This window comes from Arenibacterium halophilum (genome assembly GCF_005938225.1).
Taxonomy (GTDB): domain Bacteria; phylum Pseudomonadota; class Alphaproteobacteria; order Rhodobacterales; family Rhodobacteraceae; genus Arenibacterium; species Arenibacterium halophilum.
In genome coordinates, this window is sequence record NZ_VCPC01000002.1 from 980,915 (window position 1) to 1,006,007 (window position 25,093).

Here is a 25,093-nt window from a genome sequence, read left to right on the forward strand (position 1 = left end):
GGGTGCGGCTGGGAAAACTGCGGCAAATCGTTCCGCAGATCAGAATTTGGCGCCATCAGGCCGGGGTGCGGGGCTTGGCAGACCGGCATGTGCGAGATAGTTTCACCCCAAGCGGACGCGACAACGCGCCGCACAATGGGAGAGACTTGCATGAACAGCTTTTTGACCGGCGCCCTCACGGCCGCCCTGGGGTTCAGCTTTGCCGCCGAAGTCGCGGCCGAAGAATGGAACGTGTCCGTCTGGGGCAAACGTCGCGCCTTTACCGAGCATATCGAGAAGCTTGCCGAGCTTGTGTCAGAGAAGACCAACGGCGAATTCACCATGAACGTCAGCTATGGCGGGTTGTCGAAGAACCGCGAGAACCTTGACGGGATTTCCTTTGGTGCCTTCGAGATGGCGCAATTCTGCGCGGGCTATCACCCCGACAAGAACCGCCTGATCACCGTTCTGGAACTGCCGTTCCTCGGGGTCGAGAATCTGGATCAAGAGGTTGCCGTCAGCCATGCGGTTTACGCGCACCCGGCAGTTCAGGAAGAAATGGCCCAGTGGAACGCCAAGCTGCTGATGACCTCGCCGATGCCGCAGTACAACATCGTCGGCACGGGCGAGCCGCGCACCGAGCTGTCGCAGTTCGAAGGCATGCGCGTGCGTGCGACCGGCGGCCTGGGCGAAGCGTTCAAGGCCGTGGGTGCGGTGCCAACCTCGGTCACTTCGTCCGAAGCCTATCAGGCGATGGAATCGGGTGTTGTCGACACCGTGGCCTTTGCCCAGCACGCCCACCTGTCGTTTGGCACCATCAACCAGGCGAAGTGGTGGACGGCCAACCTGAACCCGGGCACCGTGAACTGCCCCGTGGTGGTGAACATCGACGCCTATGAGAACCTGTCGGACGAACACCGCGAGGCGCTGGACAGCTCGGTCGACGAAGCGATTGCCTACTACCTTGAGAACTATGGCAAGCTGCTGAAGCGTTGGGACGAGGTGCTGGAGGAAAAAGGCGTTGAAAAGGTCATGATCAGCGAAGATCAACTGATCGAATTCCGCCAGAAGGCCGCCGATCCGATTGCCGCCAAATGGGTCGAGGACATCGAGGCACAAGGTCTGCCGGGCCAGGAACTGCTGGATCTGGTGAAGGAAGAGCTGAGCAAAGCCAAGGGCAGCTAACCGGCCCTTATCTTCGGATGATCCGAACGGGGGCCGGCGCAGCGCCGGCCTTCGTCATTTTCCAATAACAACAAGACCGGGGGAACCGACATGGCGACAAGTGCCGCCGTGCTGGAGGATTCCAGCCTTCTCAGCCGTTTGGACAGGGCTTTGCTGCCGCTGGAGCGTTTCATGGCGCTTCTGTCCGGGCTGGCAATCTTTTCACTGATGTTTCTGGCCGCGTGGTCCGTCGGGGGGCGCAAGTTTCTTGGGATGCCGCTGCTGGGCTACATCGACTATATCGAGGCGCTGATGCCGGTCATCGCGATCCTTGGCATTTCCTATGTCGCGCGCGATGGCACTCATATCCGCATGGATATGGTGGTGTCGGCGCTGCGCGGGCGGCCGCTGTGGTTTTTCGAGCTGATCTCGGTCCTGCTGATGCTGCTGCTGATCGTGTTCCTGACCTGGGGCGCGTGGGAACATTTCGCGCGCTCGTTCGATTGCGCGCGGCCCCTGTGTTCGCGTGACAGTTCGATCGACATCGGGTTGCCGACATGGCCGTCAAAGCTCGTGGTGCCGGTGGCCTTTGTGGTGCTGGCGGCGCGTCTGCTGTTGCAGGCAGTGGGATATGGCCGTGCGCTGGTGCTGGGGCTGGACAACCCCGTGGCGGTGCCCCTGTCGATCAGCGTGGCCGAACAGGCCCGGCTTGAAGCCGAAAGCCTTGGAGGGGCCGACTGATGGAACCGATCACAATCGGCCTATGGGTCTCGGCCGCGATGCTGGTGCTGGTGGTGCTGGGCATGCGCGTGGCCTTTGCCGCCGGGCTGGCAGGCTTTGCCGGGCTGTTCTGGATTTTCTGGGACAAGTTCAACTACAACCCCGAGAAGATCCTGTTCTTCAACGAACGGCGCGAGGTCTGGGATGGCGCGCTGGCCAAGGCGTTCCAGATCGCGGGGCAGGTGCCCCATTCCAAGGTTTCGGCGCAGGTGCTGAGCCTGATCCCGGTGTTCATCCTGATCGGATACATGGCCTATCACGCCAAGCTGACGACGGCGCTGTTCGAGGCCGCCAAACGCTGGATCGCCTGGGTGCCCGGCGGGCTGGCGGTGTCGACTGTCTTTGCCACCGCCGGGTTCGCCGCCGTGTCGGGGGCGAGCGTTGCCACGGCGGCCGTCTTTGCCCGTATCGCCATCCCCGAGATGCTGAAGATCGGCTATAACAAGCAGTTCGCGGCGGGCGTGGTCGCGGCGGGGGGCACGCTGGCCTCGCTGATCCCGCCCTCGGCCATTCTGGTTATCTATGCGATTATCGTTGAACAGGACGTGGGCAAGTTGCTGCTGGCCGGGTTCATTCCCGGGGTCTTTTCGGCCATCGTCTATGCGATCCTGATCATTGGCATCGCGGTGGTGTTCAAGTCGGTCGGCCCGCCGGTGGGCGGGTTCACGTGGCGCGAACGCTTTGCATCCTTGCCCGGTGCGCTGCCGATTCTGGCCGTGGTCGTCATCATCATCTTCTTTGTCTACAACCCCTTCGGCGATGCCTGGGGCACCCCGACCGAAGGCGGGGCCGTGGGCGCGTTCATCGTGTTCCTGATGGCGCTGTTCCGGGGAATGCGGTGGAAAGAGCTGAAACTGGCGTTGCTGGAAACGGCGAAGCTGACGATCATGATCTTCACGATCATCTGGGGCGTGCTGATCTATGTGCGGTTTCTTGGGTTCGCCAAGCTGCCCGACGCTTTTGCCGACTGGATCACCGGGCTTGAGATGGCGCCGATCCTGATCCTGATCTGTATCCTGCTGGCCTATGCGGTGCTGGGCATGTTCATGGATGCCATCGGGATGCTGCTGCTGACGTTGCCGGTGGTCTACCCGGCGGTCATGGCGCTGAACGGGGGCGAAACGGTCAGCGCGGCCGACAGCGCCTTTGGCATGTCGGGGCCGATGTGCGCGATCTGGTTCGGGATACTGGTGGTGAAGATGGCCGAATTCTGCCTGATAACGCCGCCCATCGGGCTGAACTGCTTCGTGGTCGCCGGGGTGCGCGATGACCTGACGGTTCAGGACGTGTTCAAGGGCGTCACGCCGTTCTTCATCGCGGATGCGGTGACGATCGGGCTGCTGGTCGCCTTCCCGGCCATCGTGCTGTACCTGCCCAGCCTCGCCGGCTAGGCACGGAAAAAGCCGCGCCCGATCTGGCGATCGGGCGCGGCGGTTGTGTCTGTTGCTGGCCGACCGTGTCAGTGCAGGCGTTCGGGCCGGCTTTCCATGAATTCGGGTGGCAGCGTCGCCATCCGCTGAATGGCCAGCCCGACCCGTTCGGCCAGCGCCGTCAGCCCGGGCGCCGCATCGGGGCGCACCATCAGCGTGGCCAGCAGCATCGCGTCTTCGCGGTTGCCCTCGGCCGCGGCGCCGACCAGGTTTGCGAAACAGGCCTCATCCGCGCCCAGACAGTTGCACATCACGTCGTGGCGCATGATCGGGCGGCGGGCATAACCGGCGCATAGCTCCATCATCTGCTCCATCGAATGCACCGCGTGCCCGGCCTGTGCCGGCGGCAGGGCGCGGCGGAACTCGTCACACACGCGGGCCCGCGCCACGGCGCCATCGGCCCACATACGAAGGTACATCACCGCCCCGGCGCCCACGGCATCCAGATCGGCGAGATGCCCCACCGGGGCACCGCCGCGATGTCGGGATGTCATTTCGTCAGGATCAGCTTGCCCGCGCGGGTGATGCGCAGCACGTACATCTGGTCGTCCAGACGGATGTTCGCCAGCGAGCCGCCGTTGGTCAGCTCGACCGCATCATGGGTCGGCAGGGCGGTGTGGGTGGCGTCGGAAGAAGCGGCGTGAAGACGGGTGTCGATCTGCATGAAAAGACTCCTGGATCAAGTCGGACCGGCGGTGCCGGACAAGAACTGGCGTTGGCTGACTCATTTCTGACTGTTTTAGTCGGATTCGTCAAGCAACCAGTTTCCAGAGTGTTTTCAAACGGTCAGCTTCCCGTCACATCCGGCGAGTCATACTCGACAGCCGCGGCATCCTCGGGCTGTGGTGGCAGATCGGGGTAGGGCGGTTTCAGCACATGGTACTGCGCGATGGCCGACCGCAGCAGCGCCAGCAGGGTCATCACATCGGTTTCCAGCTCGATCTCGGCGGCCGGGTCCAGATGGCTGACATCGCGCACGCCCAGATCGTCGAGCCGGATGGTGCGGCGCGTGGTGCCATCGACGACAAAGCGCACATGCCAGACATCGCGCCCGGTCAGCACCAGCAGATCGGGGTGGAAGAACCGCGGCAGCAGTTCGTCGATCAGCAGATCGACCTTGTCGGCGGTGGGCAGATCGTTGAAGGTGACGCGTTCGTCGATGTCGAGATCGAAGGCGATCGCCAGCTTCAGCTCGGGGCGGAAGGCCACCATCAGGGCCTCGGCCCCCGGCGCAGCCGTGACCCTGGCGCGATCTGAGGCAATGGCTTTCTCGAGAGTAATGGATTTGCGATTATACGCGGCGGACTGGTCGATGAATTGCATGGGCGCCTCGGGCGGGAACGGAATGAATGATTAAAACACGAAAAATGTGCCCGCCGGGGGGGCGTTTGTAAAGGATTTAGGGGCGGTCCCTAAATCCGGGTGGTGCGTAAGCCTTCAGCCCGGCATCAACACTGTGCGGATCACCAGCGCCAGCAGACCCACGGCGCCCACGCCTGCCAGCCACAGCGCGACAAACCACGCGACACGCCGCAGACCGTCGCGCCGCGCCATCAGTGATAGCCCTTGTCCGGGTCGATCTTGCCCCGGAACACCCAATAGGCATAGGCGGTGTAGATCAGGATGATCGGCAGCAGGATCAGCGCGCCCACAAGCGCGAACCACAGGCTGGAGTCCGGCGCGGCCGCTTCCCAGATGGTCAACGAAGGCGGCACGATCATCGGGTAAAAGCTGATCCCGATGCCGACGAACCCGGCGATGAAGAACCCAAGCGCGGCCAGGAACGGCTGGATGTCGCTGTCACGCGCCAGCCCGGTGAAGAACAGAAACACCAGCCCCACCATCACAACAGGCACCGTATAGCTCCACAGACTGCCGGGAAAGGCGAACCAGCGGTCGAAGTAGACGTTGTCCTGAAACGGTGTCCACAGGCTGACCATGGCGATCATCGCCAGCGTCGCAAGTCCCAGCCCGAAGGACAGCCGTTTCATGTGATCGCGCAGCCGGCCCTCGGCCTTGAGCACGATCCACGTTGCCCCCAGCAGCGCATAGCCCAGCACGACGGCGACCCCGGTCGCCAGCGAAAACGGGCTGAGCCAGTCGAACCAGCCACCGGCATAGGCGCGGCCTTCAACCTCGATCCCCTGCACCAGCGCGCCCAGCGCAATGCCCTGACACAGCGCCGCAATGGTCGAGCCAAGGAAGAACGTCCAGTCCCACAGCCAGCGAAACCGCTGCGTGCGCCAGCGGTATTCGAAGGACACGCCGCGAAAGATCAGCGCCAGCAGCATCGCGATGATCGGCATGTACAGCGCCGGCATCACCACCGCATAGGCCAGCGGGAACACCGCAAACAGCCCGCCGCCGCCCAGCACAAGCCATGTCTCGTTCCCGTCCCACACCGGGGCGACCGAATTCATCATCACGTCACGGTCGCGGTGCGTTCCGGCAAAAGGAAACAGGATGCCGAGTCCAAGATCGAACCCGTCAAGGATGACATAGACCAGCACTGCAAAGGCGATCAGCCCGGCCCAGATGAAGGCAAGATCGTATTCCATCTACTGCTCCTGTCCCTTGATGCCGGTGTCGTCCTCGGGCAGCGGCGTGATTCCGGCGGCCCGCATCGGGGCATCGCGCAGGTCTTTCTTCAGCAGGCGCGCCGGTTTGTTCATCATCGCCAACAGGTAATAGGTGCCCGCCCCGAAAATCAGGAAATAGACAACGATGAAGGCCACAAGCGTGGTGCCCACAGCAGGCGCATCCACGGGCGAGAGCGAGTCAGACGTGCGCAGCAGCCCGTAAACGGTGAAGGGCTGGCGCCCGACCTCGGTTGTGATCCACCCGGCCAGCACGGCGACGAACCCCATCGGCCCCATCACCACGCAGGCCCGATGCAGCCAGCCGGGGGTGAACAGCCGCCCGCGCACACGTTGCAGCAGACCCCATGCACCGATCCCCAGCATGGCGAAGCCAAGGCCAACCATGATGCGGAAGCTGAAGAACACGATGGCGACGGGGGGCTGATCTTCCTCGGGGATCGTATCCAGCCCCGGCATCGGTGCGTTCGGGTCGTGTTTCAGGATCAGCGAGCCGAGTTTCGGGATCTCGATGGCGTGATCCATCCGCCCCTCGGCCTGATTGGGAATACCGAACAGGATCAGCGGCGCGCCGTCGGGGTGGCTCTCGAAATGGCCCTCCATCGCCATGATCTTGACCGGCTGATGTTCCAGCGTGTTCAGCCCGTGCGCATCGCCCGCGATGATCTGGAGCGGAGTCACGATCACCGCCATCCACATCGCCATGGAAAACATCCGCCGCGCCTCGGCATCGGCCTTGTTGCGCAACAGATGCAGCGCGCCGACTCCGGCCACCACGAAAGCCGTCGTCAGGTAGGCGGCCAGCACCATGTGCACCAGCCGATAGGGAAACGACGGGTTGAAGATCGCGGCCCACCAGTCGGTCGGCACGAACTGCCCGACCTCGTTGAAGCCATAGCCCGCAGGCGTGTGCATCCATGAATTGACCGAGAGGATCCAGGTGGCCGAGGCCAGAGTGCCCAGCGCCACCATCGCCGTGGCGAACATGTGCAGCCCCTTGCCGACCCGGTCGCGCCCGAACAGCATGATGCCAAGGAACCCGGCCTCAAGGAAAAAGGCCGAAAGCACCTCGTAGGCCATCAGCGGGCCAAGGATCGGGCCGGTCTTGTCGGAAAACACCGCCCAGTTGGTGCCGAACTGGTACGACATGGTGATGCCCGATACGACGCCCATGCCAAAGGCGACGGCGAAGATTTTCTTCCAGTAGTCGAACAGCTGACGATACACCCGGTCGCCCCGCCACAACCACAGCGCGTTCAACACGGCAAGATAACTGGCCAACCCGATGGAAAACGCGGGGAACACGATGTGGAAGGACACGGTAAAGGCAAATTGCACCCGTGCCAGGATTTCCGCGGAATAGCTTGCCAGCATGACCCACCTCTTACCCGTGACGCCCCCCCAGCGCCGTTGCTGGTAACCTAGATGCCACGGCCCGAGTGGCCATGTGGCGCAACGCCACGCTGCGACACTATGGAACCCGACCGCCCGGCCATCCGTTGTCCGAAGGTCAACGCAGGAGAGGATTACATGGCCGACAAGACGCGCGTTCCCCCAACCACGACAGATGCAGGCATTCCGGTTCAGAGCGATGAACATTCGCTGACCGTGGGGCCGGATGGCCCGATCGTCCTGAACGATCACTACCTGCTGGAGCAGATGGCGAACTTCAACCGCGAGCGCATCCCCGAGCGGCAACCGCACGCCAAGGGTGGCGGGGCATTCGGCTATTTCGAAACCACCGCCGACGTTTCGAAATACACCAAGGCGAAGATTTTCCAGAAAGGTGCGAAATGTGACACGGTCGTGCGGTTTTCCACCGTCGCCGGTGAACGCGGCAGCCCCGACACCTGGCGCGACCCGCGCGGCTTTTCGGTCAAGATGTACACCGAAGAAGGCAACTTCGACATGGTCGGGAACAACACGCCGGTGTTTTTCATCCGCGACCCGATGAAGTTTCAGCATTTCATCCGCAGCCAGAAACGTCGCGCCGACAATGACCTGCGCGATCACGACATGCAGTGGGATTTCTGGACGCTGTCCCCCGAAAGCGCGCATCAGGTGGCCTATCTGATGGGGGATCGGGGCATTCCAAAAACCTGGCGTGAGATGAACGGTTACTCCAGCCACACCTATTCGCTGGTGAACGAGGCAGGGGAAAAGTTCTGGGTCAAATTCCACTTCCACACCGATCAGGGTGACGGCAACGCGTACCTCAGCCAGGACGAAGCCGACAAGCTCGCCGGCTCGGACGGTGACTATCACCGCCGCGATCTGTTCAACCACATTGCGGATGGGGATTTCCCCAGCTGGACGCTGAGCTGGCAGATCATGCCCTATGAAGAGGCCAAGACCTACCGGATCAACCCCTTCGACCTGACCAAGGTCTGGCCGCATGACGACTATCCGTTGATCGAGGTGGGCAAACTGGTTTTGGACCGCAATCCAACCGATTTCCACACCCAGATCGAGCAGGCGGCGTTCGAGCCTAACAACATGGTGCCCGGCGTGGGGCTGTCACCGGACAAGATGCTTCTGGCGCGTGGCTTTTCCTACGCCGATGCCCACCGCGCGCGGCTTGGCGTCAATTACAAACAGATCCCCGTCAACGCCGCGAAGTCGCCGGTTCACAGCTATTCAAAGGATGGCGAAGGCCGCACGGAAAATGTGGCCGATCCGGTCTATGCGCCCAATTCTTACGGCGGGCCTGCTGCGCAGCCGCACACGCACGAGGCAGGGCTGTGGCACGCCGATGGCGACATGGTGCGCGAGGCCTATACGCTGCGCGAGGACGACGACGATTGGAGCCAGGCGGGCATTCTTGTGCGCGACGTCATGGACGACGCGGCACGTGGCCGGTTGGTCGACAATGTAGTCGGCCACCTGTGCGACGGGGTCAGCGAAACGATCCTGAAGCGGGCTTTCGAGTATTGGTCAAATATCGACGCCGATGTCGGCGCGCGCATCGAAAAGGGCGTGCGCGACAAACTGGGCGGCGAATCCAAAGCGCCCGGCCTGGCATCGGCCAAAAGCATCGGCGGCTAACGGCTCCGAGTGCGGGCGGGTCCTGTTGGCCCGCCCGTTACTGCTTTCAGAGGCGCCGCCGACTTGGCAGTCGGTATCCGGCGTGTCACATAATCCAGCCCCCTCAGTCAAATTTTGCACGGTTGAAGCCGTTCGCCGATGCCGTTCGTCACCCCGAGTGCAGACCCAAGAGTTACTGGTCCGACGCACGGCCATAATCTTTTACCGCAAGGGGCGCGGTGGCCGCTCAGCGTTCTGTGCAACGCCGGAATGGCACTGGCCGCGATGGTGCCGAACTGACGGCGGGGGATAAAGAATGCCCTGCGAGCCCTGGGCGCGAAGGACCAGCAGGCGCGGGACGCAGGCCATATCTTATCGGTTCACACAGGCCGTATGCGCGTGAACAAGCTAAAGGTGTGCCTGATAAGGTTTTACGACCAAGCGCCCCTGCCAAGGTGCGACACCCTGAGTTGGCAAACTGCGCCGCATATTTTGCACCCGATGTTCCGGCATACTGAGCGTGACAGTGTTGGTCGCGACGAACGCTGCGCGGTTGAGAGCGTTTTGCCGGAAGACCTGCACCGCGACTGGCCCACCTTCCTTGCGCTATGTTCTGGTTTGACCTGGAAGATGATCCATCTTTACGCGGCTCGGAGGCACAGTATTACTTCTCCGCGTGGGCACAGAGATTTCTGTCGGGTGTCGGCTGCTATTACTACCGGACGGCGAGCCTATCGTCGTCGGTGAAAGGGTCTTTAGACCTGCGCGAAAAAAGAAACAGCTTACCGCAGAGAAAAAGCGCCGTCGCGGTTCTCTGATTTACGCCACCCGACTGAACGTCTGGTGGGCTTCGGAGACCAGCGGCCACGTTAGGATAAAGGTGCTGCCACGACCATTTCCGCTGATTAAAGTGATTGAACCGCCATGTGTGTCCAGAATTTTTCGTACGATCGCCAGACCCATCCCGCTACCTTCAAGTTGGTCGCGGGTTCGAAGGGTTGAAAACATGTGCCAGATTTTATCATGGAATTGCGTGGCAATACCCGGCCCATCGTCGATCACGCAAAACTTCAGATCACCTCCTTCCATAGTGACGCGCAGGGTGACCACTCCGCGATCGAGGTCATGGTGTTTGATCGCATTGGCCACAAGGTTGATCAAAACCTGCTGAAGAGGCATGCGCTGAATAAGGATTTCCTCGTCCGGTAACTCGACCAGAAAGTCGAAATTCTCTGGGCAACTGGCAAACAGCCCGACATCTGCGACAAGTTCGGAAAGGGGGACCACATCGGTTGGTTCATTCGTGCGCCCGATCTGGGCGTGCCTTAGCAAATCGTCCAGGAAGCGATCCATCCGGTTTACCCGGCTTGTGATCATGTCCATGCTTTCCCGCGTGTCGTCGTCGAAATGGTCGCCCAAATCTTCCTCGAGCCACCGGGCCGCGTTTGCGATTGTGCGCAATGGTGACTTGAGGTCATGCGAGGCGACATAGGCAAACCGCTCGAGGTCGGCGTTTGAACGTTCGAGTTCAAGGTTTTTCGTTTCAAGCTGCGCCAGCACCAGGTTCATTTCCTGTCGGTGCAACACCTCCTGCTCATATGCCACTTTCTGCCGCAGGGCTTCGGCCTCTCCAATGCGGCGGCGGCGCCATTCAACGCTGGCAAAAATTGCAAGCGCGCCGCCGACTGACGACACGCAGACCGCAAGCACCCTGATCCTAAACGGGGTCCAAAATGGCTTTTCGCTTAGCCAACGCTGGCGGATCTGCTGGTATTGCTCGGAAACCAGGAAACCGGGGAGAAGCGCATTAAAGCGCTCGCGCACTTCGCCCAGCCCCTGGCGCAATGCGATCGCCCGGTCGGCTGTGGCAAACGGTCGCTCAATGGCGGCGATCAGATGGTCGAACCCGTCAATCTCGGCCTTTTCCAGAACTGCCGCCCGAAGATGAAGCAGGGCATCAACCTCGCCCGACAAAAATCCCTGTATCAAGTCGTTGATTGTCGCATAGGGGACGACGTCGAAACCGCCATGGCGCCTTGCGATTTCATTCGAGACGTTCAGGACGCTCACGCCGACGCGCATGCCGGCAAGGTCATCAAGATCGGTGATTCCATCCGCATCACCGGGGCGAACAAAGATGGACAGCGGGCTTGCGTCGATCGGCGTTGTAAAATCCATCCTCGTGCGGCGGTCTTCGTTCATCGACGCCTGGGGCAAAAGATCAAAGCTGCCTGCCTGTGGCCCAGACTTCCATTCAGCCGAGGAAATTCGTTCAAACCGCAACTGGTATCCGGCAAGATCGGCCAGAGATTTCAAAACCTCGATCGAATAACCCGATGCTGTCCCGTCTTCTGCAATCACGACGTATGGCGGAAACGGCATGACGCCGACCGACAGAACATCAGGCACGGGCGGAGCCTGCTCAATTGACCATCGGCGCCGCAGATCATCCAGGCGCCCATCGCTTTCAAGCGTCCCAATGCTTGCGTTAATGGCGGCAAGCAGATCCGCTCGGCTGTCGTGCAGCGCCACGAAACGTGGGACCGCCCCAAGATCGGGCCCGGCCGGAACGACACGGTGATCAAGGCGTGCGTGCCGCAGCATGTATCCATTCGGAGCATCGACAGATACGATACCATCAACCAACCCCGTCAGCAGGGCCATATGCGCATGTGCATAGCCTTCGTAGGCGATGATTTCGTTTTGATCCGCGATAAAGGGCGTATCAGAGCCGGCCGTCGGTGGAATGGTTCCGACCCGTCTTCCCCTGAACTGGCTCAGGTCGAATTCAACCCGCTCTTCCGCGCGAACGTAAAGGCGCACCCGGGACGTAGCGACCGGGTCCGAGAAATGATTGGTCGACTCGATCACTGGCAGACGTGCAAGGCCCGCAATCATCTGCGACTCGCCCGTCGCTTGTGCTTGGATGACCTCTGCAACCGTGTCGAAACGCCGAAACTCGATCGCGAATCCAGCGTCGTCTGCGACAAGCCGCGCGAGTTCCGCAAAGAAACCCGTTGGCGCCCCGTCACGCGCTGCAGAGGAAAAACCCGGTGCCTCTGTCCAGCCAACGATAACCGGTGACCGGTCCGGTTGGCCTGACTGGGCCAGTGCGGGAAGCGAAACCAGGCAAAGGGCTATCACGTATGACGCCAGTGCCCCAATTTGATATGCTCGTGGCACGAACGCGCGAAGCTTCATCAAGGTTTGCGCCAAGCACACCACGTTCTGAGACCGGACAGACCCTTGGTTACAGCACAATGCTTGCGCCCTTGGAACGATTTCGATGGGTTGAGCAGCGACCTACTGCCGATACTTGTTCAGTGGTCTGTGTGACGTTCACGAGTTAAAAATTGGTGAATCTTCGCAACCGCAGGAAGCAATAGTTGCCTTTTATTTGGTGAACGTTACCTAGCCTGATAGGTTCGAAGAAATTCGCTTATTAAGGGAGTGGGCCAATGGCCGATAAACTACCTGAGCCGAAATTTGCACCCGATCACCGCAAAGACCCTTTTATGCGCTCCGTATTGCGGGAACTCGTGGGTATTCTGGAAAGCACAGTCGGAGAGCGCGAGGCCGAGGCCTACATCAACCATGTCGGGGTATCGCTGGGCCAGGTGTTGAACGAAGAATACCGGGCGGCTTTTGCCGAAGACCGGCTTGATCTGGCCCAGGTCGCGGCGACCCTTGTTGACCTGAAGGCGCGCATCGACGGCGGGTTCTTCATTGAAAGCATGGATCGGAATGAAATCGTGCTGGTGAATACTGCCTGTCCGTTCGGAGATATGGTCATCGGGCGCACGTCGCTCTGCCGTATGACGGCAAACGTCTTCGGGCACATCGTGGCCGAGAACCTTGGCTATGCGCGCGTCGGGATTCAGGAAGCGATTGCGCGCGGGCACTCGCGGTGCCGGGTGACGATCGGCATCGCCGACCCGGTTCTGCCTGTCGACACTCAGGCCAGCGAATTTTTTGCCAGTGATCAGTAAGGAGAGCGCGTCTTGCCGGAAACCGTCTCGACAATGCTGGGCGCGATACTCGACCTGACAGATGATGCCATTCTTGTCATTGATCCGTCCAGTCGGACGATCCAGTTTTCCAGCCCGCGCGCGATCGAGATTATTGGCCGGACATTGGCAAGCGATAACGTCCCGTTGTCGCACATCTTTGCAAATGACGAGGCCGAATTCGATCAATTCCTGCAGCGTTCAAAATCGGTAACCGATCCGATCATCTCGCAGGTCTCAATTCTGCCCGGCAAGAATGTCATGACCGCGAAGGGTCGGCGTATGACGGCATCGGACGGAACGCCAAAGGTGCTTTTGCTTCTTGAACGCGAAGCTGAGCTGGCCCATCGGTTCCGGCTCATCTCGGATCGGATAACTGGCCTCAGAACGGAAGTCGGGCGCCGTGTACTGGCCGAGCGGAAACTCTCGTCGAATATGACGGCCCTGCGGCGCGCGCTGGATGCCATCCGCAAGATGGCCTCGGTCGATGTTTCCTCGGCAGGTTACCTCGACCAGACGGTGGCCCTGATCGCGGACACTCTCGAGGTTGATGCGGTGATGCTGGTTATGGACACGCTTGGCCAACTCCATGTCAGCGCGGCAGCCGGGAGGTTTGCCGACCATGGCCTTCATGACAGGTTTCTGGAGGTGTCTCGGGTGGACTTCGCGCGCCACTGGGCCGACGATCCACAACGGGCCAAGGCGCTTTTGCTGGCGGCCATACGGCAGGTCTCCGGCCATGCGATCAATGCCACCGACACGATGACTGTGCCGATCACGGTCACTGGCGTGACAAGGGGTGCGCTGATCTGCACCACAGAGCCGGGATCGGTTCGCGGCATGGCCACGCAAGCGGAAGGTGACATCGTGGCCGAAGTGCTTGGCAATCTCATCGCGCGCGCCGAAACCGAAGCGCGGCTTATCCATGCTCAGAAACTGCACGCGGTCGGGCAGCTCACCGGCGGCATCGCGCATGATTTCAACAACATACTTGCTGTTGTTCTGGGGAACGCGGAAATCCTGCTGGACGAACTCAAGAGCAACGAGCGTGAATTGGCCGAAGACATAGTCGATGCGGCGCGGCGCGGTGCGACACTCACCGCGCGTTTGCTGGCCTTCGCCCGCAAGCAGCCACTGAAACCGGAAGCCACCGACGTCAACGTGCTGCTGCGCGAGATAGAACCCCTGCTGCGTCGCACCGTACGCGAGAATATCGAGCTCAGTCTGATTAACGGCGGTAACCTTTGGTCAGGTCGGGTGGACAAGAGCCAATTCGAAAATGCGGTGCTGAACCTTGTGGCGAATGCTCGCGACGCGATGCCGACAGGGGGCAAGCTGACCATCGAAACCGCAAATGTCAGGCTGGATGAAAACTATGCCGCACAGCATGACGAGGTGACGGCCGGCCATTACGTCATGGTCGCTGTCAGCGACAGCGGTACGGGCATGTCTCCCGAGGTCGCGAAAGAGGCGTTCACTCCGTTCTTCACCACGAAGACCGTCGGGGATGGCAGCGGGCTTGGGCTAAGCATGGTCTTCGGCTTCGTCAAACAGTCCGAAGGGCACGTAAAGATATATTCCGAAGTTGGAATCGGCACCACGATCAAGATGTATTTTCCGAGTGCCTACACGGACGGGTCGGACACGTCGGCGCAGCTGTCCGACGATGTCGACAGCGAAGCGCAGCGTCGCGGAAAAATCCTGCTGACAGAGGATGACGCCGGCGTTCTGAGGTTTATCACACGAAGCCTTACCAGGCTTGGCTATGAGGTCGAGGCCGTTTCCAATGCCGAGGATGCTGCAGCCCTGCTACGACGTCACAGCTATGATCTGTTGTTGACGGATGTGGTGCTTCCCGGCGTGATGAACGGCGCAGAACTTGCCGAGATCGCCAAAAGCCTCGCCCCGGACATGCCTGTGCTGTTCATGTCGGGCTATACGGAGAATGTCATCGTGCACAACGGCAGGCTTGATCCGGATGTCGAATTCATCTCGAAGCCCTTTACGCGCGAACAGTTGGCATCACGACTGGCCGCCTTGATCGGCTATCAGCCGTAACGCGCCCCTGAGCCGCAGTCTCAGGGCGACCTTTCCACCAGAATCTACCCTTGCTGGACGGATAGGACCTCTCTTCAAAAGCTGTGGCCGTGGTCTTTCCCACTGAAGTGCTCCACCTTTTGGGTAGTTTGTCCCGTATGATGGAGGACTACTTGGATGGCAGGCAGGCTATGAGACAAATTGCTTGATAGAGAGGTCTTCTATTCGCTGCGAGGAGGCCAGACCCTGATCGAACGCTGGTGCCAGCCCTACAAGACGGTGCAGTGCGTCGGCCGTCCCGTCTGCGGCGCCTCTGTTGCTCCCAGCTCATTTCCGTCGATCACTTGCCGCCACGCTTTGCGGCGCAGCTTCTCCGAACGGTTGTGGAACATCGGGTTCAGGATTGGTTGAATAAGGGATGTCGGCTGTGCCGACGAAGCTGCCGTCGGGCTTTGCTTATGGATGTCCGCCAATCGAAGCAAGAGTTGACCGTTGCCTGTCGATGATCGCAACTTCAGATTGACCCTAACTGTACGCGTCTGACGTGGTCCCTGTTTCCCGGAGAGATTTGCGGCGCTGCTAAGCTTGCCTGTTGATCATGCCGCCGCCTGCAGGTCAGGGCCTTGGTGGGCCTCGACAGGTATTCTACCCCCGAGCGCGGAATGTGGTCGCTCGGTGTCATAGAAGTCGATCCACCTGCCTATGCCAGCCCTGGCCGCCGATCCGGTCTCGAAGGCATGGAGGTAGACGCATTCGTACTTCAATGACCGCCATAGCCGTTCGATCATGAGGTTGTCCATCCAGCGACCGCGGCCGTCCATGGACACCTTCACCGTTGCGTCGAGCAGGATCTGCGTAAAGCACGGGCTTGTGAACTGACTGCCTTGGTCCGTATTGAATATCTCGGGCCGACCATGGATCTTGAAGGCATCCTCCAGCGCCTCGATACAGAACTCGGTGTCCGTCCGCTATGGCCTCGGACCAATGGCGGCTCATGGCGAACTGTTCGACAGCCGCCACGACAGAACCCGGCGCGTGCCCCAGTCCATGATCGCAACCAGATACAGGAAGCCGCGCCGCATGGGGATATAAGTGATGTCTGCGCACCAGACGTGGTTCGGGCGCGTGATCACCAGATCCCGGAGCAGATACGGATACTTGCAGTGCTCCGGATGCGGCACCGTCGTCTTTGGTTTCTGGTAGACCGCGTGCAGGCCCATCTTCGCCATGAGCCAACGCACCTGTTTCCGCTCGACACAATAGCCCTGCTTGCGCAGATGCCTCGCCATTTGGCGGCTGCCGTAGAACGGCGTCTCCATGAACTGCGCGTCGATCAGCTTCATCAGCGCCAGGTTCAGCGGCGTCTCCGTCCTGCCCGGCCCATACCATGCCGACCGGCTTATCCCGATCAGCGCGCATTGCCGGGTGATCGACAGCACCACGTGCCGCGGATCGATCATTTCTCGCCTCCGGGACATGCTCACCGTCCGCTCGCCATTGTCCTCGGACCAATGGCGGACAATGGCTCGCCTTTCGCTAAAAAATCCCGTTCCACCACGAGCTGGCCGATCTTCCCTCTCGCACATGCAGGCATGTGCTGCCGGGCAGAGGGACGTGCAGCTTCTCTATCTCGCCGTCCTTCTCGGCGGCCTTCACTTCGGCTTTGCCCGAGACAATCCCGGACATGCCCCCAAGAGCCTGCCGCTTCCATGTGTTGATCAAGGTCTGATGCACCCCGTGCTTCGCCACCAGCTCGGCGACCGTCAGCTCCCCGCGAATGGCCTCGAGCGCCACCTTCGCCTTGAACTCGGCGCCGTAATTCTTTCGTTTGCCAGCCATGCTGTTCTTCCTCGTCTTCGTTGGCGGCAAGCTTAGCAGGATGTCCGTTTTTCGGGGACCACCTCATGCTCCTGCGGGTACGCGGCTGGCTTGCTGGTGGCTGAAATCGACCGGCCCGAGCTGACGGTGCAGGAGGTGGCAGACAATGCCCGTTGCACGCGCTGCCACGCGCACGGTGCGGTGTGTAAAATGGTCACCTTGGAGGGCGGGTCGTTCGACGCGATACAGGGCGCGCGGAGCGCACAATTTTGATTGGATTCGTGTGACTCATTGGCTGTAAGCCATTGAAATCATATGCGCGAACCTATGCGCTCCGTGTGACACAATGCCATTGATTTTATTGGATTTTTCGGCGGAGGTGGTAGGCCCGGCAGGACTTGAACCCGCAACCAAAGCGTTATGAGCGCTCTGCTCTAACCAATTGAGCTACAGGCCCGCCTGTCTGCTGGTTACGCAAGCGCGCGGGCCCGGTCAAGCGGCGAAGCGGCGCAGGGGGCGTGGACTCCGCGCGCGCTCTGCCGTATCGGAAGTCTCACTTGGATCAAGCGGAGATCGCAGACATGAGCGGCCAGTCGGGCAAAGGCATTACTTACGCGCAGGCAGGCGTTGATATCGACGCGGGCAATGCCTTGGTGGAACGGATCAAACCGGCGGCCAAACGCACCGCACGCCCCGGCGTGATGAGCGCGCTTGGCGGGTTTGGCGCGCTGTTCGATCTGAAAGGCGCGGGCTATTCCGATCCGATCCTTGTCGCCGCCACCGATGGCGTGGGCACCAAGCTGCGCATTGCGATTGATACCGGGCTGGTGGATGGCGTGGGCATCGACCTTGTTGCCATGTGCGTGAACGATCTGGTGTGCCAAGGCGCCGAGCCTTTGTTTTTCCTTGATTATTTTGCCACCGGAAAGCTGGAAACAGACAAGGCCGCGCGCATCGTCGAAGGCATCGCCGAGGGCTGCCTGCGTTCGGGCGCGGCGCTGATCGGGGGCGAAACCGCCGAGATGCCGGGCATGTACCCCGAAGGCGATTTCGATCTTGCTGGCTTTGCCGTGGGCGCGATGGAACGCGGCGCCGATTTGCCCCGCGACGTGGCCGAGGGTGACGTGCTTCTGGGTCTTGCCAGCGATGGCGTGCATTCCAACGGCTATTCGCTGGTGCGCCGTCTGGTCGACATCTCGGGCCTTGGCTGGGACGCGCCCAGCCCCTTTGGCGAGGGTGCCCTCGGCGAGGCGCTGCTGGCGCCGACGCGGCTGTATGTCCGCCCGGTGTTGGACGCGATCCGGGCAGGGGGCGTTCATGCGCTGGCCCATATCACCGGCGGTGGTCTGACGGAAAACCTGCCCCGCGTGTTGCCCGAGGGCATGGGCGCCGACATCGACCTTGACGCATGGGCGCTGCCGCCGGTGTTCGGCTGGATGGCCAAGGTGGGCGAGATCGAGCCGGGCGAGATGCTGAAAACCTTCAACTGCGGCATCGGCATGGTGGTGGTCTGCGCGCCCGACCGGGCCGAGGCGCTGGCCCAACTGCTGAGCGAGGCGGGCGAAACTGTCTGCTGCCTGGGCACCGTCGGCGGCGCGGCGGGCATCCGCTATACGGGTTCGCTGGCGTGAGCCACAAGCGCGTTGCGATCCTGATTTCTGGCGGCGGGTCCAATATGGTCGCGCTGGTCGACAGCATGTCAGGCGATCATCCCGCGCGGCCCTGCCTTGTGCTGTCGAATGACGCGGGCGCTGGCGGGCTGGAGAAGGCGCGCGCGCGCGGCATCGCTACGGCGGTGGTCGATCACCGCCCTTTTGCAGGCGACCGCCCCGCCTTCGAGGCGGAACTGGTGAAACCGATCCTCGAGGCGGGGGCGGACATCGTCTGCCTCGCCGGGTTCATGCGCGTGCTGACCGATGGGTTCGTGTCACAATTCCAAGGCCGGATGCTGAACATCCACCCCTCGCTTTTGCCGAAATACAAGGGCCTGCACACCCACGCCCGCGCGCTAGAAGCGGGCGACGCCGAGCACGGGTGCAGCGTGCACGAAGTGACGGCGCGGCTGGACGACGGCCCCATTCTGGGTCAGGCGCGGGTGCCCGTTCTGCCCGGTGACACACCGGACGCGCTGGCCGCGCGCGTGCTGGTGCAGGAACATCGCCTGTATCCGGCCGTTCTGCGCAAATTCGCGGCAGGCGACCGGACGCCGATCATCCTGACCTGACGGGATGGATTTGCAATTCCGGGCCAATCCCGTATGACTGCGCCCTGATAAACGCCTGCGCTTAAACCATTTCACCACCGGGACCACATGAAAACCATCACCACGACCGAGGATCTGGCCGAGTTCTGTACGGCCGCCGCTGCCCATCCCTATGTCACGGTCGATACCGAGTTTCTGCGCGAACGCACCTATTATTCCAAGCTGTGCCTCGTTCAACTGGCCATGCCCGGCGACACGGACGACACCGCCGTTCTGGTCGACCCGCTGGCCGATGGGCTGTCGCTGGAGCCGCTGTACGACCTGTTCCGCGACACCAGCGTGGTCAAGGTATTCCACGCAGCGCGGCAGGATCTCGAAATCTTTTGGGTCGATGCCAAGGTGTTCCCCGAACCGCTGTTCGACACGCAGGTCGCCGCCATGGTCTGCGGCTTTGGCGAACAGGTCGGGTATGAAACGCTGGTGCGCAAGATCGCGCGCGCCTCGGTCGACAAGACCTCGCGCTTTACCGATTGGTCGCGCCGTCCGCTCAGCGATGCGCAGAAATCATATGCGCTGGCCGATGTGACCCACCTGCGCGACATTTACGAATTCCTTGCCGCCGAGCTGATGAAAACCGGCCGTGATCGCTGGGTGGCTGAAGAACTTGAAATCCTGACCAGCCCTGAAACCTATGACATTCAACCCGACCGGGCCTGGGAGCGGCTGAAAACCCGCACCAACTCGCCCCGGTTTCTGGGAATCGTGCGCGAGCTGGCCGCCTTTCGCGAACGCCACGCACAGGAAAACAACATCCCTCGCAATCGGGTCTACAAGGATGACGCGCTGATGGAGCTGGCCTCGGCCAAGCCCAAGTCGCTGAACGATCTTGGCAACCTACGTCTCCTATTGCGCGAGGCGCGCAAGGGCGCAATCGCCGAGGGCATCGTGGCCGCTGTCAAACGTGGTATGGATTGCCCGAATGACGATCTGCCGAAACCCGATCGCAGCCGCGAAAAGATGCAGATCAACCCTGCGCTGGCCGATCTGCTGCGCGTTCTGCTGAAATCCAAAACCGAAAGCGCGGGTGTCGCGGCCAAGCTGATCGCCTCAAGCGCCGAGTTGGATGCGATTTCGGCGGGCGAACGCGATGTGCCTGCGCTGCGGGGCTGGCGGCTGGAAGTCTTCGGAAACGATGCGCTTGCGCTCTGCAATGGCAAGATCGCGCTGGCTGCCAAAGGCGGCAGCGTGCGCACTGTTCCGCTTTGACGCGTTAGCGGCGGCGGGATTCGCGGGCGTTCTGCGCGGCTTCCACGCGAATCGTGCGGATGCCACGAAGCGCCTGATGCGACAGTGAAAAGGCTTCGTGCACCGTGCGGCTGTGTTCGCTACCCGTGGGCGTGGCGCCCTGCGGATAGACAACGCGAAAGCTGAAACTCAGCACGCCATCTTCGTCGGGGATCAGTTCGGAATTGGCCGGAACCAGCCGCGCTTGGTAGGCGCCCTGACGCCGCGCCACGCCCGAGGCGTACAGGATCGCGCCGCTGTTCGTCGGCTCGATCCGCATTTCCGTGACGGTGGCGATCGGCTCGCTCAGATCGGCCTGCGGCGCGCGCTCAAGAATGCTGGACCGGCGCGGAATAAGCGGGTTCGTTGGCTCGACAACTGTGGCGGTGCGCACCTCGCGGCTGTTGCCGAACCAGTTGCGCGGATTGATCCGCGAATCGCGCCATCCGCAGCTGGACAGGGCCAGGGTTGCCACCAGAAAGACGAGTATTGATCTGCGCATCGCAAAAGCCGGTCCCAGTTTGATTTTCCATGGGGTAGCCGAAATAGCCGGGCTTGAAAAGCCGCAAGGCGGGCTGGACAGGGGTGGTGTGCCGCCTTAGGTCAACCAGAACCGCAATTGCGCAACATGGATGTCACAATGGCCACCGCCGCCTTCGAAGAAATTGTCGCCGATTTCGAGTTTCTCGAAGATTGGGAAGACCGCTATCGCTATGTCATCGATCAGGGCAAGACGATGGCCCCTCTGCCGGACGCACTGAAAGTCCCCGCAACCAAGGTCGACGGCTGCGCCAGTCAGGTCTGGCTGCATCCGCAGATCGAAAATGGTGTGTTCCACTTTGACGGTGAAAGCGATGCGATGATCGTGCGCGGGCTGATTGCGGTGCTGCGTGCGCTGTACAACGGGGTGCCCGTGGCCGATGTGCCTGGCATCGACGCGGGCGGCGAATTGGCGCGGCTGGGCCTGCATGATCACCTGTCGGCGCAACGCTCGAACGGGTTGCGCGCCATGATCCTGCGTATTCGCGAAGTCGCGTTGGCGGCTTGATGTCAAACGCCTAGCGCGGAGAGGTGACCCAATTCCTCAGGCTGCTCTCCAACTCCCCAAAGCCGGTTCGGCGATGCTCGAAATCCAGCCCAAGGCGGTCGGCGCAGGATTGCGCCCGCGCTAGCAGGGCGGGATCGTCAATCTGCGATTGGTAGACCAGTTTCGTGTAATTGCCGAAATACATTTCGATCAGTTCGGGGTGACGATCCAGGCCCAGCGGTTTCCACACGAAGGCATCGAATTGCCGCGCCAGAAAATCAGTCAGGTAAAAGGCGGTAATCTCATCCTCGTGGGCGGAAAAGGCTGCATTGCCTTCGAAAAACGAATAGCAATGCGGGCCAGAGATCATCTCGACACCCAATTCGTCGCAGACTTTTTTCAACGCGCCGCCCGTGCCGCAATCGGCGTAGGCCACGAACACCGCTTTATAGGTCTCACGCGCCCGCAGTACGGCTGTGCGAACCCGTTCGGCAATTTTCTCGGGGTGGTTGTGTAGTATGGCGGGCAGGCAGGCCAAATCAACGTGTGTCCAGCCCGCCGTTCGGGTTATCGCAAGGATTTCGCGCGCCAGCGCGCCGCAGGCGATAACCAGCACCGCGCCCTGACCGGATGGCGCCAATCCGGTGTCGGTGAGCGCGTCGGGGTCGGTTTCGGCCGGGTCTGCCATGGCGTGCCTGCCCTTGCTGGTTGGCTGCGCCCCCGAAAGAGGGCGCGCGCCGGTGTCAGGCGCGCATCTGGTTGTGCTTGCGACCGACGAAGTCTTTCGCAGTTTCCACTGCGACAGCGGCGTCGCGGCAATAGGCATCCGCGCCGATGGCCTTGCCAAATTCTTCGTTCAGCGGAGCGCCACCCACCAGAACGATGTAATCGTCGCGCTTGCCTTGTTCGACCAGCGTGTCGATCACCACTTTCATGTAGGGCATCGTGGTGGTCAGCAGCGCCGACATGCCCAGAATGTCAGGCTGTTCGGCTTCCAGCGCCTCGAGGTAGTTTTCGACGGGGTTGTTGATGCCCAGATCGACCACTTCGAACCCGGCACCTTCCATCATCATCGAAACAAGGTTCTTGCCGATGTCGTGGATGTCGCCCTTGACCGTCCCGATCACCATCTTGCCCACGCGCGGCGCGCCGGTTTCGGCCAGCAGCGGTTTCAGAATGGCCATGCCACCTTTCATCGCGTTGGCGGCCAGCAACACCTCGGGGACGAAGAGGATACCATCGCGGAAGTCGGCGCCCACGATGGTCATGCCGCCCACCAAAGCCTCTGTCAGCACGCGATAGGGTTCCCATCCGCGTTCCAGCAGGATGTTCACGCCTTCCTCGATCTCTTCTTTCAGCCCGTCATAAAGATCGTCGAACATCTGCTGGACCAGTTCTTCGTCGTCCAGTTCCGACAGGATGATCTCGTCTTCGTCCGACATGCGGGTGTTCCTTGTTCACGGGGCGCGAGGGCCGGTTTACCAGTTCTATTCCTTCATATTGCAAGGTTCGACTGCAAGAATTGCGACATGCGCCGCTTTGGTTCCGACCTGTGCGTTGGTTTCCAGGACGGTGCACAATGCCGACATAGAATGATTCTTGTTAATGTTCCCTTTATGTTCCATATGTAGACCATGCAGGAGCTGGACCAGATCGATAAGGCGCGGCGGCGCGGGCGCGGAGCGGGGTCAAACCGCGCTGGACGTTTTGATCTTGGCCGACGGGATGAATGCGATGGCTGGGATATTCCTGAACCGCGTGCCGGTTTCCCCACCCAGGTCGCGACAGAAGTCCCGAAAAGCCTGATCACCTACAATCGGTCGCCCGATCTGCCCTTCGATCGGTCGATCAATCCCTATCGTGGCTGCGAACACGGCTGCAGTTATTGTTTCGCGCGGCCAACCCACGCCTATCTGGGGCTGTCGCCGGGGCTGGATTTCGAAACACAGCTGATTGCCCGGCCCACGGCGCCCGAGGTGTTGGCGCGCGAACTTGCGTCGAAACGCTATCGTGTTGCGCCCATTGCCATCGGCACGAATACTGATCCGTATCAACCGGTCGAGGTGAAATGGCAGATCATGCGCGCCTGCCTGCAGGTGCTATCTGACTGGAACCACCCGGTGGCCATCGTCACCAAGGGCGCGCTGATCGAACGTGATCTGGACATACTGGCGCCGATGGCTGCGCGCGGGCTGGTGCGCGTGGGCGTGTCGCTGACAACGCTGGATCCGGGCCTCAGCCGCAGGATGGAGCCGCGCGCGCCATCGCCTGCGCGGCGGCTGGCCATGATCCGGCAGCTTGCCAGAGCCGGGATTCCGGTGCGGGCCATGTTGGCGCCCATCGTTCCGGGGCTGACAGACCACGAACTTGAAAACCTGCTGGCGGCGGCCCAAGAGGCCGGCGCCAGTGCGGCAAGCTGGATCATGTTGCGCCTGCCGCGCGAGGTTTCGGCGTTGTGGCAGGAATGGCTGGCCGAACACGCGCCGGGCCGGGCCGACGGCGTGATGCGCCGCCTGCGCGAGATGCACGGCGGGCGCGATTACGATGCCAACTGGGGTCAGCGGATGCGCGGGCAGGGGCTGTTGGCCGATCTGATCGCGCGGCGGTTCAAACTGGCCGCGCGGCGGCTTGGGATGGATGCATCGCAACCGTCGCTGCGATGCGATCTGTTTGCCCCACCAGCGCGCGCAGGCGACCAACTGGCGCTGTTTTAACGGCGGCGGCGGTTGCCGCGCGAGCGCCGTTCGCTGGGCTCGTCGTCGCCTGTGCCGTCGCTGGCCGATGAAAATGCACCCAGGCGGGCAACGATTTCTTCCAGTTTCGGGGCTTCGCCTGCGCGCGGACGGGTATCCAGCGCTTCGCGCATGTGGCGCAGGTGTTCGGGCATGGTGCCGCAGCAACCGCCAATGATCGTTGCCCCGCAATCGCGCGCCATCACCGCATAATCGCCCATCAATTCGGGTGTGCCGTCATAGTGGATGTGGCCGTCGACGTATTTCGGGATACCGGCGTTGCCCTTTGCGATGATCGGGCGGCTGTGGCCCTGCGCGGCGAATCCCAGCACGGTGCGCAGCAGATCCGACGCGCCGGTGCCGCAGTTGGCGCCATAGGCCAAGGGCGCCGGATCAAGGCTTTCGACAAGTTCGACCATGGCAGAAGAGGTCACGCCCATCATGGTACGGCCTGCGGTGTCAAAGCTCATCGTGCCGCACCAGGGCAGGCCGACCAGCGCAAAGGCTTCGGCCGCGGCGCGGTATTCCTCGGGCGCGCTGATCGTTTCCAGCCACAGTACGTCCACGCCGCCTTCCTTCAGCCCGTCCGCCTGTTCGTGGAACATTTCAACCGCCAGAGCGTGGCTCAGGCTACCGACAGGTTGCATGATTTCACCCGTGGGTCCGACCGAACCGGCAACGGCCACAGGGCGACCGGCCTTGTCTGCCACCTCGCGCCCCAGTTCTGCACCGATGCGGTTCAACTCGCGCACACGCTTTTCGGCACTGTGCAGCTTCAGCCTCGCGGCGGTGCCCCCGAATGTGTTGGTCAGGAACAAATCGCTGCCCGCGTCGACCGAACCCTGGTAAAGCGCAGTGATTTTCTTGGGTTCGTCGACATTCCACAGCTCGGGCGCGTCGCCGGCCTGAAGCCCCATGTTGAAGAGGTTCGTGCCCGTGGCGCCATCGGCCAGAAGCACATCGTGACTGTTCAGCATTTCGGTGAAGCGATTGCTCATTCTTGCGGCCCCT

The 25,093-nt window shown here is 61.5% G+C and carries 22 protein-coding genes, 1 tRNA gene and 1 pseudogene; 11 read left to right on the plus strand and 13 right to left on the minus strand.

The genetic code is table 11. The features are described from left to right. Positions 1-150 precede the first annotated feature (150 nt). The 3 genes from FGK64_RS11465 to FGK64_RS11475 all read left to right on the plus strand — a co-directional run bounded on the left by FGK64_RS11465 (position 151) and on the right by FGK64_RS11475 (position 3,314). Positions 151-1,164 (plus strand): C4-dicarboxylate TRAP transporter substrate-binding protein, encoded by a 1,014-nt coding sequence (locus tag FGK64_RS11465; protein ID WP_138863917.1) that lies wholly within the window; start codon positions 151-153, stop codon positions 1,162-1,164. A gap of 90 nt (positions 1,165-1,254) precedes the next feature. Then, the gene (locus FGK64_RS11470; RefSeq protein ID WP_138863918.1) at positions 1,255-1,884 is read left to right on the plus strand and encodes a TRAP transporter small permease subunit; all 630 of its coding nucleotides are present in this window, start codon (positions 1,255-1,257) and stop codon (positions 1,882-1,884) included. Further along, complete coding sequence (locus FGK64_RS11475; protein WP_138863919.1) at positions 1,884-3,314, plus strand: TRAP transporter large permease; 1,431 nt, start codon at positions 1,884-1,886, stop codon at positions 3,312-3,314. The genes FGK64_RS11470 and FGK64_RS11475 overlap by 1 nt, the downstream gene beginning before the upstream one ends. Positions 3,315-3,382: 68 nt before the next feature. Here the strand turns inward: FGK64_RS11475 and FGK64_RS11480 are convergent, their stop codons facing one another. The 6 genes from FGK64_RS11480 to FGK64_RS11505 form a co-directional block, all read right to left on the minus strand. Continuing rightward, positions 3,383-3,847, minus strand: a complete 465-nt coding sequence (locus FGK64_RS11480) for a hypothetical protein (RefSeq protein WP_138863920.1) — start codon at positions 3,845-3,847, stop codon at positions 3,383-3,385. Beyond that, a complete protein-coding gene (gene hemP, locus FGK64_RS11485; protein WP_138863921.1) occupies positions 3,844-4,017 on the minus strand; it encodes a hemin uptake protein HemP in 174 nt (57 codons plus the stop codon). The genes FGK64_RS11480 and hemP overlap by 4 nt, the downstream gene beginning before the upstream one ends. Before the next feature lie 122 nt (positions 4,018-4,139). Then, positions 4,140-4,676 (minus strand): bifunctional DNA primase/polymerase, encoded by a 537-nt coding sequence (locus FGK64_RS11490; RefSeq protein ID WP_138863922.1) that lies wholly within the window; start codon positions 4,674-4,676, stop codon positions 4,140-4,142. Positions 4,677-4,790: 114 nt separating this feature from the next. Then, positions 4,791-4,907: a DUF2474 domain-containing protein gene (locus tag FGK64_RS11495; RefSeq protein ID WP_138863923.1), complete on the minus strand. Its 117-nt coding sequence runs from the start codon at positions 4,905-4,907 to the stop codon at positions 4,791-4,793. Next, complete coding sequence (gene cydB / locus FGK64_RS11500; protein WP_138863924.1) at positions 4,907-5,911, minus strand: cytochrome d ubiquinol oxidase subunit II; 1,005 nt, start codon at positions 5,909-5,911, stop codon at positions 4,907-4,909. The genes FGK64_RS11495 and cydB overlap by 1 nt, the downstream gene beginning before the upstream one ends. Next, positions 5,912-7,324: a cytochrome ubiquinol oxidase subunit I gene (locus FGK64_RS11505; protein WP_138863925.1), complete on the minus strand. Its 1,413-nt coding sequence runs from the start codon at positions 7,322-7,324 to the stop codon at positions 5,912-5,914. It lies immediately after the preceding gene. 156 nt (positions 7,325-7,480) lie between these two features. Between FGK64_RS11505 and FGK64_RS11510 the strand changes: the two genes are divergently transcribed. Beyond that, a complete protein-coding gene (locus tag FGK64_RS11510; RefSeq protein WP_138863926.1) occupies positions 7,481-8,995 on the plus strand; it encodes a catalase in 1,515 nt (504 codons plus the stop codon). A gap of 798 nt (positions 8,996-9,793) precedes the next feature. Here FGK64_RS11510 and FGK64_RS11520 read toward each other — a convergent pair. After that, positions 9,794-12,175: a transporter substrate-binding domain-containing protein gene (locus tag FGK64_RS11520; RefSeq protein ID WP_246057761.1), complete on the minus strand. Its 2,382-nt coding sequence runs from the start codon at positions 12,173-12,175 to the stop codon at positions 9,794-9,796. A gap of 314 nt (positions 12,176-12,489) precedes the next feature. Between FGK64_RS11520 and FGK64_RS11525 the strand changes: the two genes are divergently transcribed. Together FGK64_RS11525 and FGK64_RS11530 are read left to right on the plus strand one after the other, a co-directional pair. Next, the gene (locus FGK64_RS11525) at positions 12,490-12,963 is read left to right on the plus strand and encodes a methanogen output domain 1-containing protein (RefSeq protein ID WP_246057737.1); all 474 of its coding nucleotides are present in this window, start codon (positions 12,490-12,492) and stop codon (positions 12,961-12,963) included. 12 nt (positions 12,964-12,975) lie between these two features. After that, positions 12,976-15,039, plus strand: a complete 2,064-nt coding sequence (locus FGK64_RS11530) for a response regulator (RefSeq protein WP_138863930.1) — start codon at positions 12,976-12,978, stop codon at positions 15,037-15,039. A 575-nt stretch (positions 15,040-15,614) separates the two neighbouring features. Here FGK64_RS11530 and FGK64_RS11535 read toward each other — a convergent pair. Further along, a pseudogene (locus FGK64_RS11535) lies at positions 15,615-16,857 on the minus strand (IS3 family transposase). Between the two features lie 359 nt (positions 16,858-17,216). Further along, positions 17,217-17,293 (minus strand) — tRNA-Ile (locus FGK64_RS11545). Between the two features lie 124 nt (positions 17,294-17,417). Here FGK64_RS11545 and purM point away from each other — a divergent pair. The 3 genes from purM to rnd all read left to right on the plus strand — a co-directional run bounded on the left by purM (position 17,418) and on the right by rnd (position 20,305). Continuing rightward, positions 17,418-18,467 (plus strand): phosphoribosylformylglycinamidine cyclo-ligase, encoded by a 1,050-nt coding sequence (purM, locus tag FGK64_RS11550; protein WP_138863931.1) that lies wholly within the window; start codon positions 17,418-17,420, stop codon positions 18,465-18,467. Then, entirely contained in the window at positions 18,464-19,060 is a 597-nt protein-coding gene (gene purN / locus FGK64_RS11555) for a phosphoribosylglycinamide formyltransferase (RefSeq protein ID WP_138863932.1), read from the plus strand. Before purM ends, purN begins: the two co-directional genes overlap by 4 nt. 87 nt (positions 19,061-19,147) lie before the next feature. Continuing rightward, on the plus strand, positions 19,148-20,305 hold the full coding sequence (gene rnd, locus FGK64_RS11560; RefSeq protein ID WP_138863933.1) for a ribonuclease D: 1,158 nt from the start codon (positions 19,148-19,150) through the stop codon (positions 20,303-20,305). Between the two features lie 4 nt (positions 20,306-20,309). On the opposite strand, the gene FGK64_RS11565 is transcribed toward rnd, so the two are convergent. After that, on the minus strand, positions 20,310-20,825 hold the full coding sequence (locus FGK64_RS11565) for a hypothetical protein (RefSeq protein WP_138863934.1): 516 nt from the start codon (positions 20,823-20,825) through the stop codon (positions 20,310-20,312). A gap of 138 nt (positions 20,826-20,963) precedes the next feature. Between FGK64_RS11565 and FGK64_RS11570 the strand changes: the two genes are divergently transcribed. Next, positions 20,964-21,371 (plus strand): SufE family protein, encoded by a 408-nt coding sequence (locus FGK64_RS11570; RefSeq protein ID WP_138863935.1) that lies wholly within the window; start codon positions 20,964-20,966, stop codon positions 21,369-21,371. Between the two features lie 10 nt (positions 21,372-21,381). On the opposite strand, the gene FGK64_RS11575 is transcribed toward FGK64_RS11570, so the two are convergent. After that, positions 21,382-22,038 carry a DUF1638 domain-containing protein gene (locus FGK64_RS11575; RefSeq protein WP_138863936.1) on the minus strand — a complete coding sequence of 219 codons (657 nt, stop codon included), beginning with the start codon at positions 22,036-22,038 and terminating at the stop codon, positions 21,382-21,384. A gap of 55 nt (positions 22,039-22,093) precedes the next feature. Next, on the minus strand, positions 22,094-22,792 hold the full coding sequence (locus FGK64_RS11580; RefSeq protein WP_138863937.1) for a corrinoid protein: 699 nt from the start codon (positions 22,790-22,792) through the stop codon (positions 22,094-22,096). Between the two features lie 192 nt (positions 22,793-22,984). Here FGK64_RS11580 and FGK64_RS11585 point away from each other — a divergent pair, with 192 nt between their 5' ends. Then, entirely contained in the window at positions 22,985-24,064 is a 1,080-nt protein-coding gene (locus FGK64_RS11585) for a PA0069 family radical SAM protein (protein WP_138863938.1), read from the plus strand. Here FGK64_RS11585 and bmt read toward each other — a convergent pair. Continuing rightward, positions 24,061-25,080: a betaine--homocysteine S-methyltransferase gene (gene bmt / locus FGK64_RS11590; protein WP_138863939.1), complete on the minus strand. Its 1,020-nt coding sequence runs from the start codon at positions 25,078-25,080 to the stop codon at positions 24,061-24,063. The genes FGK64_RS11585 and bmt overlap by 4 nt on opposite strands. Positions 25,081-25,093 lie beyond the last annotated feature (13 nt).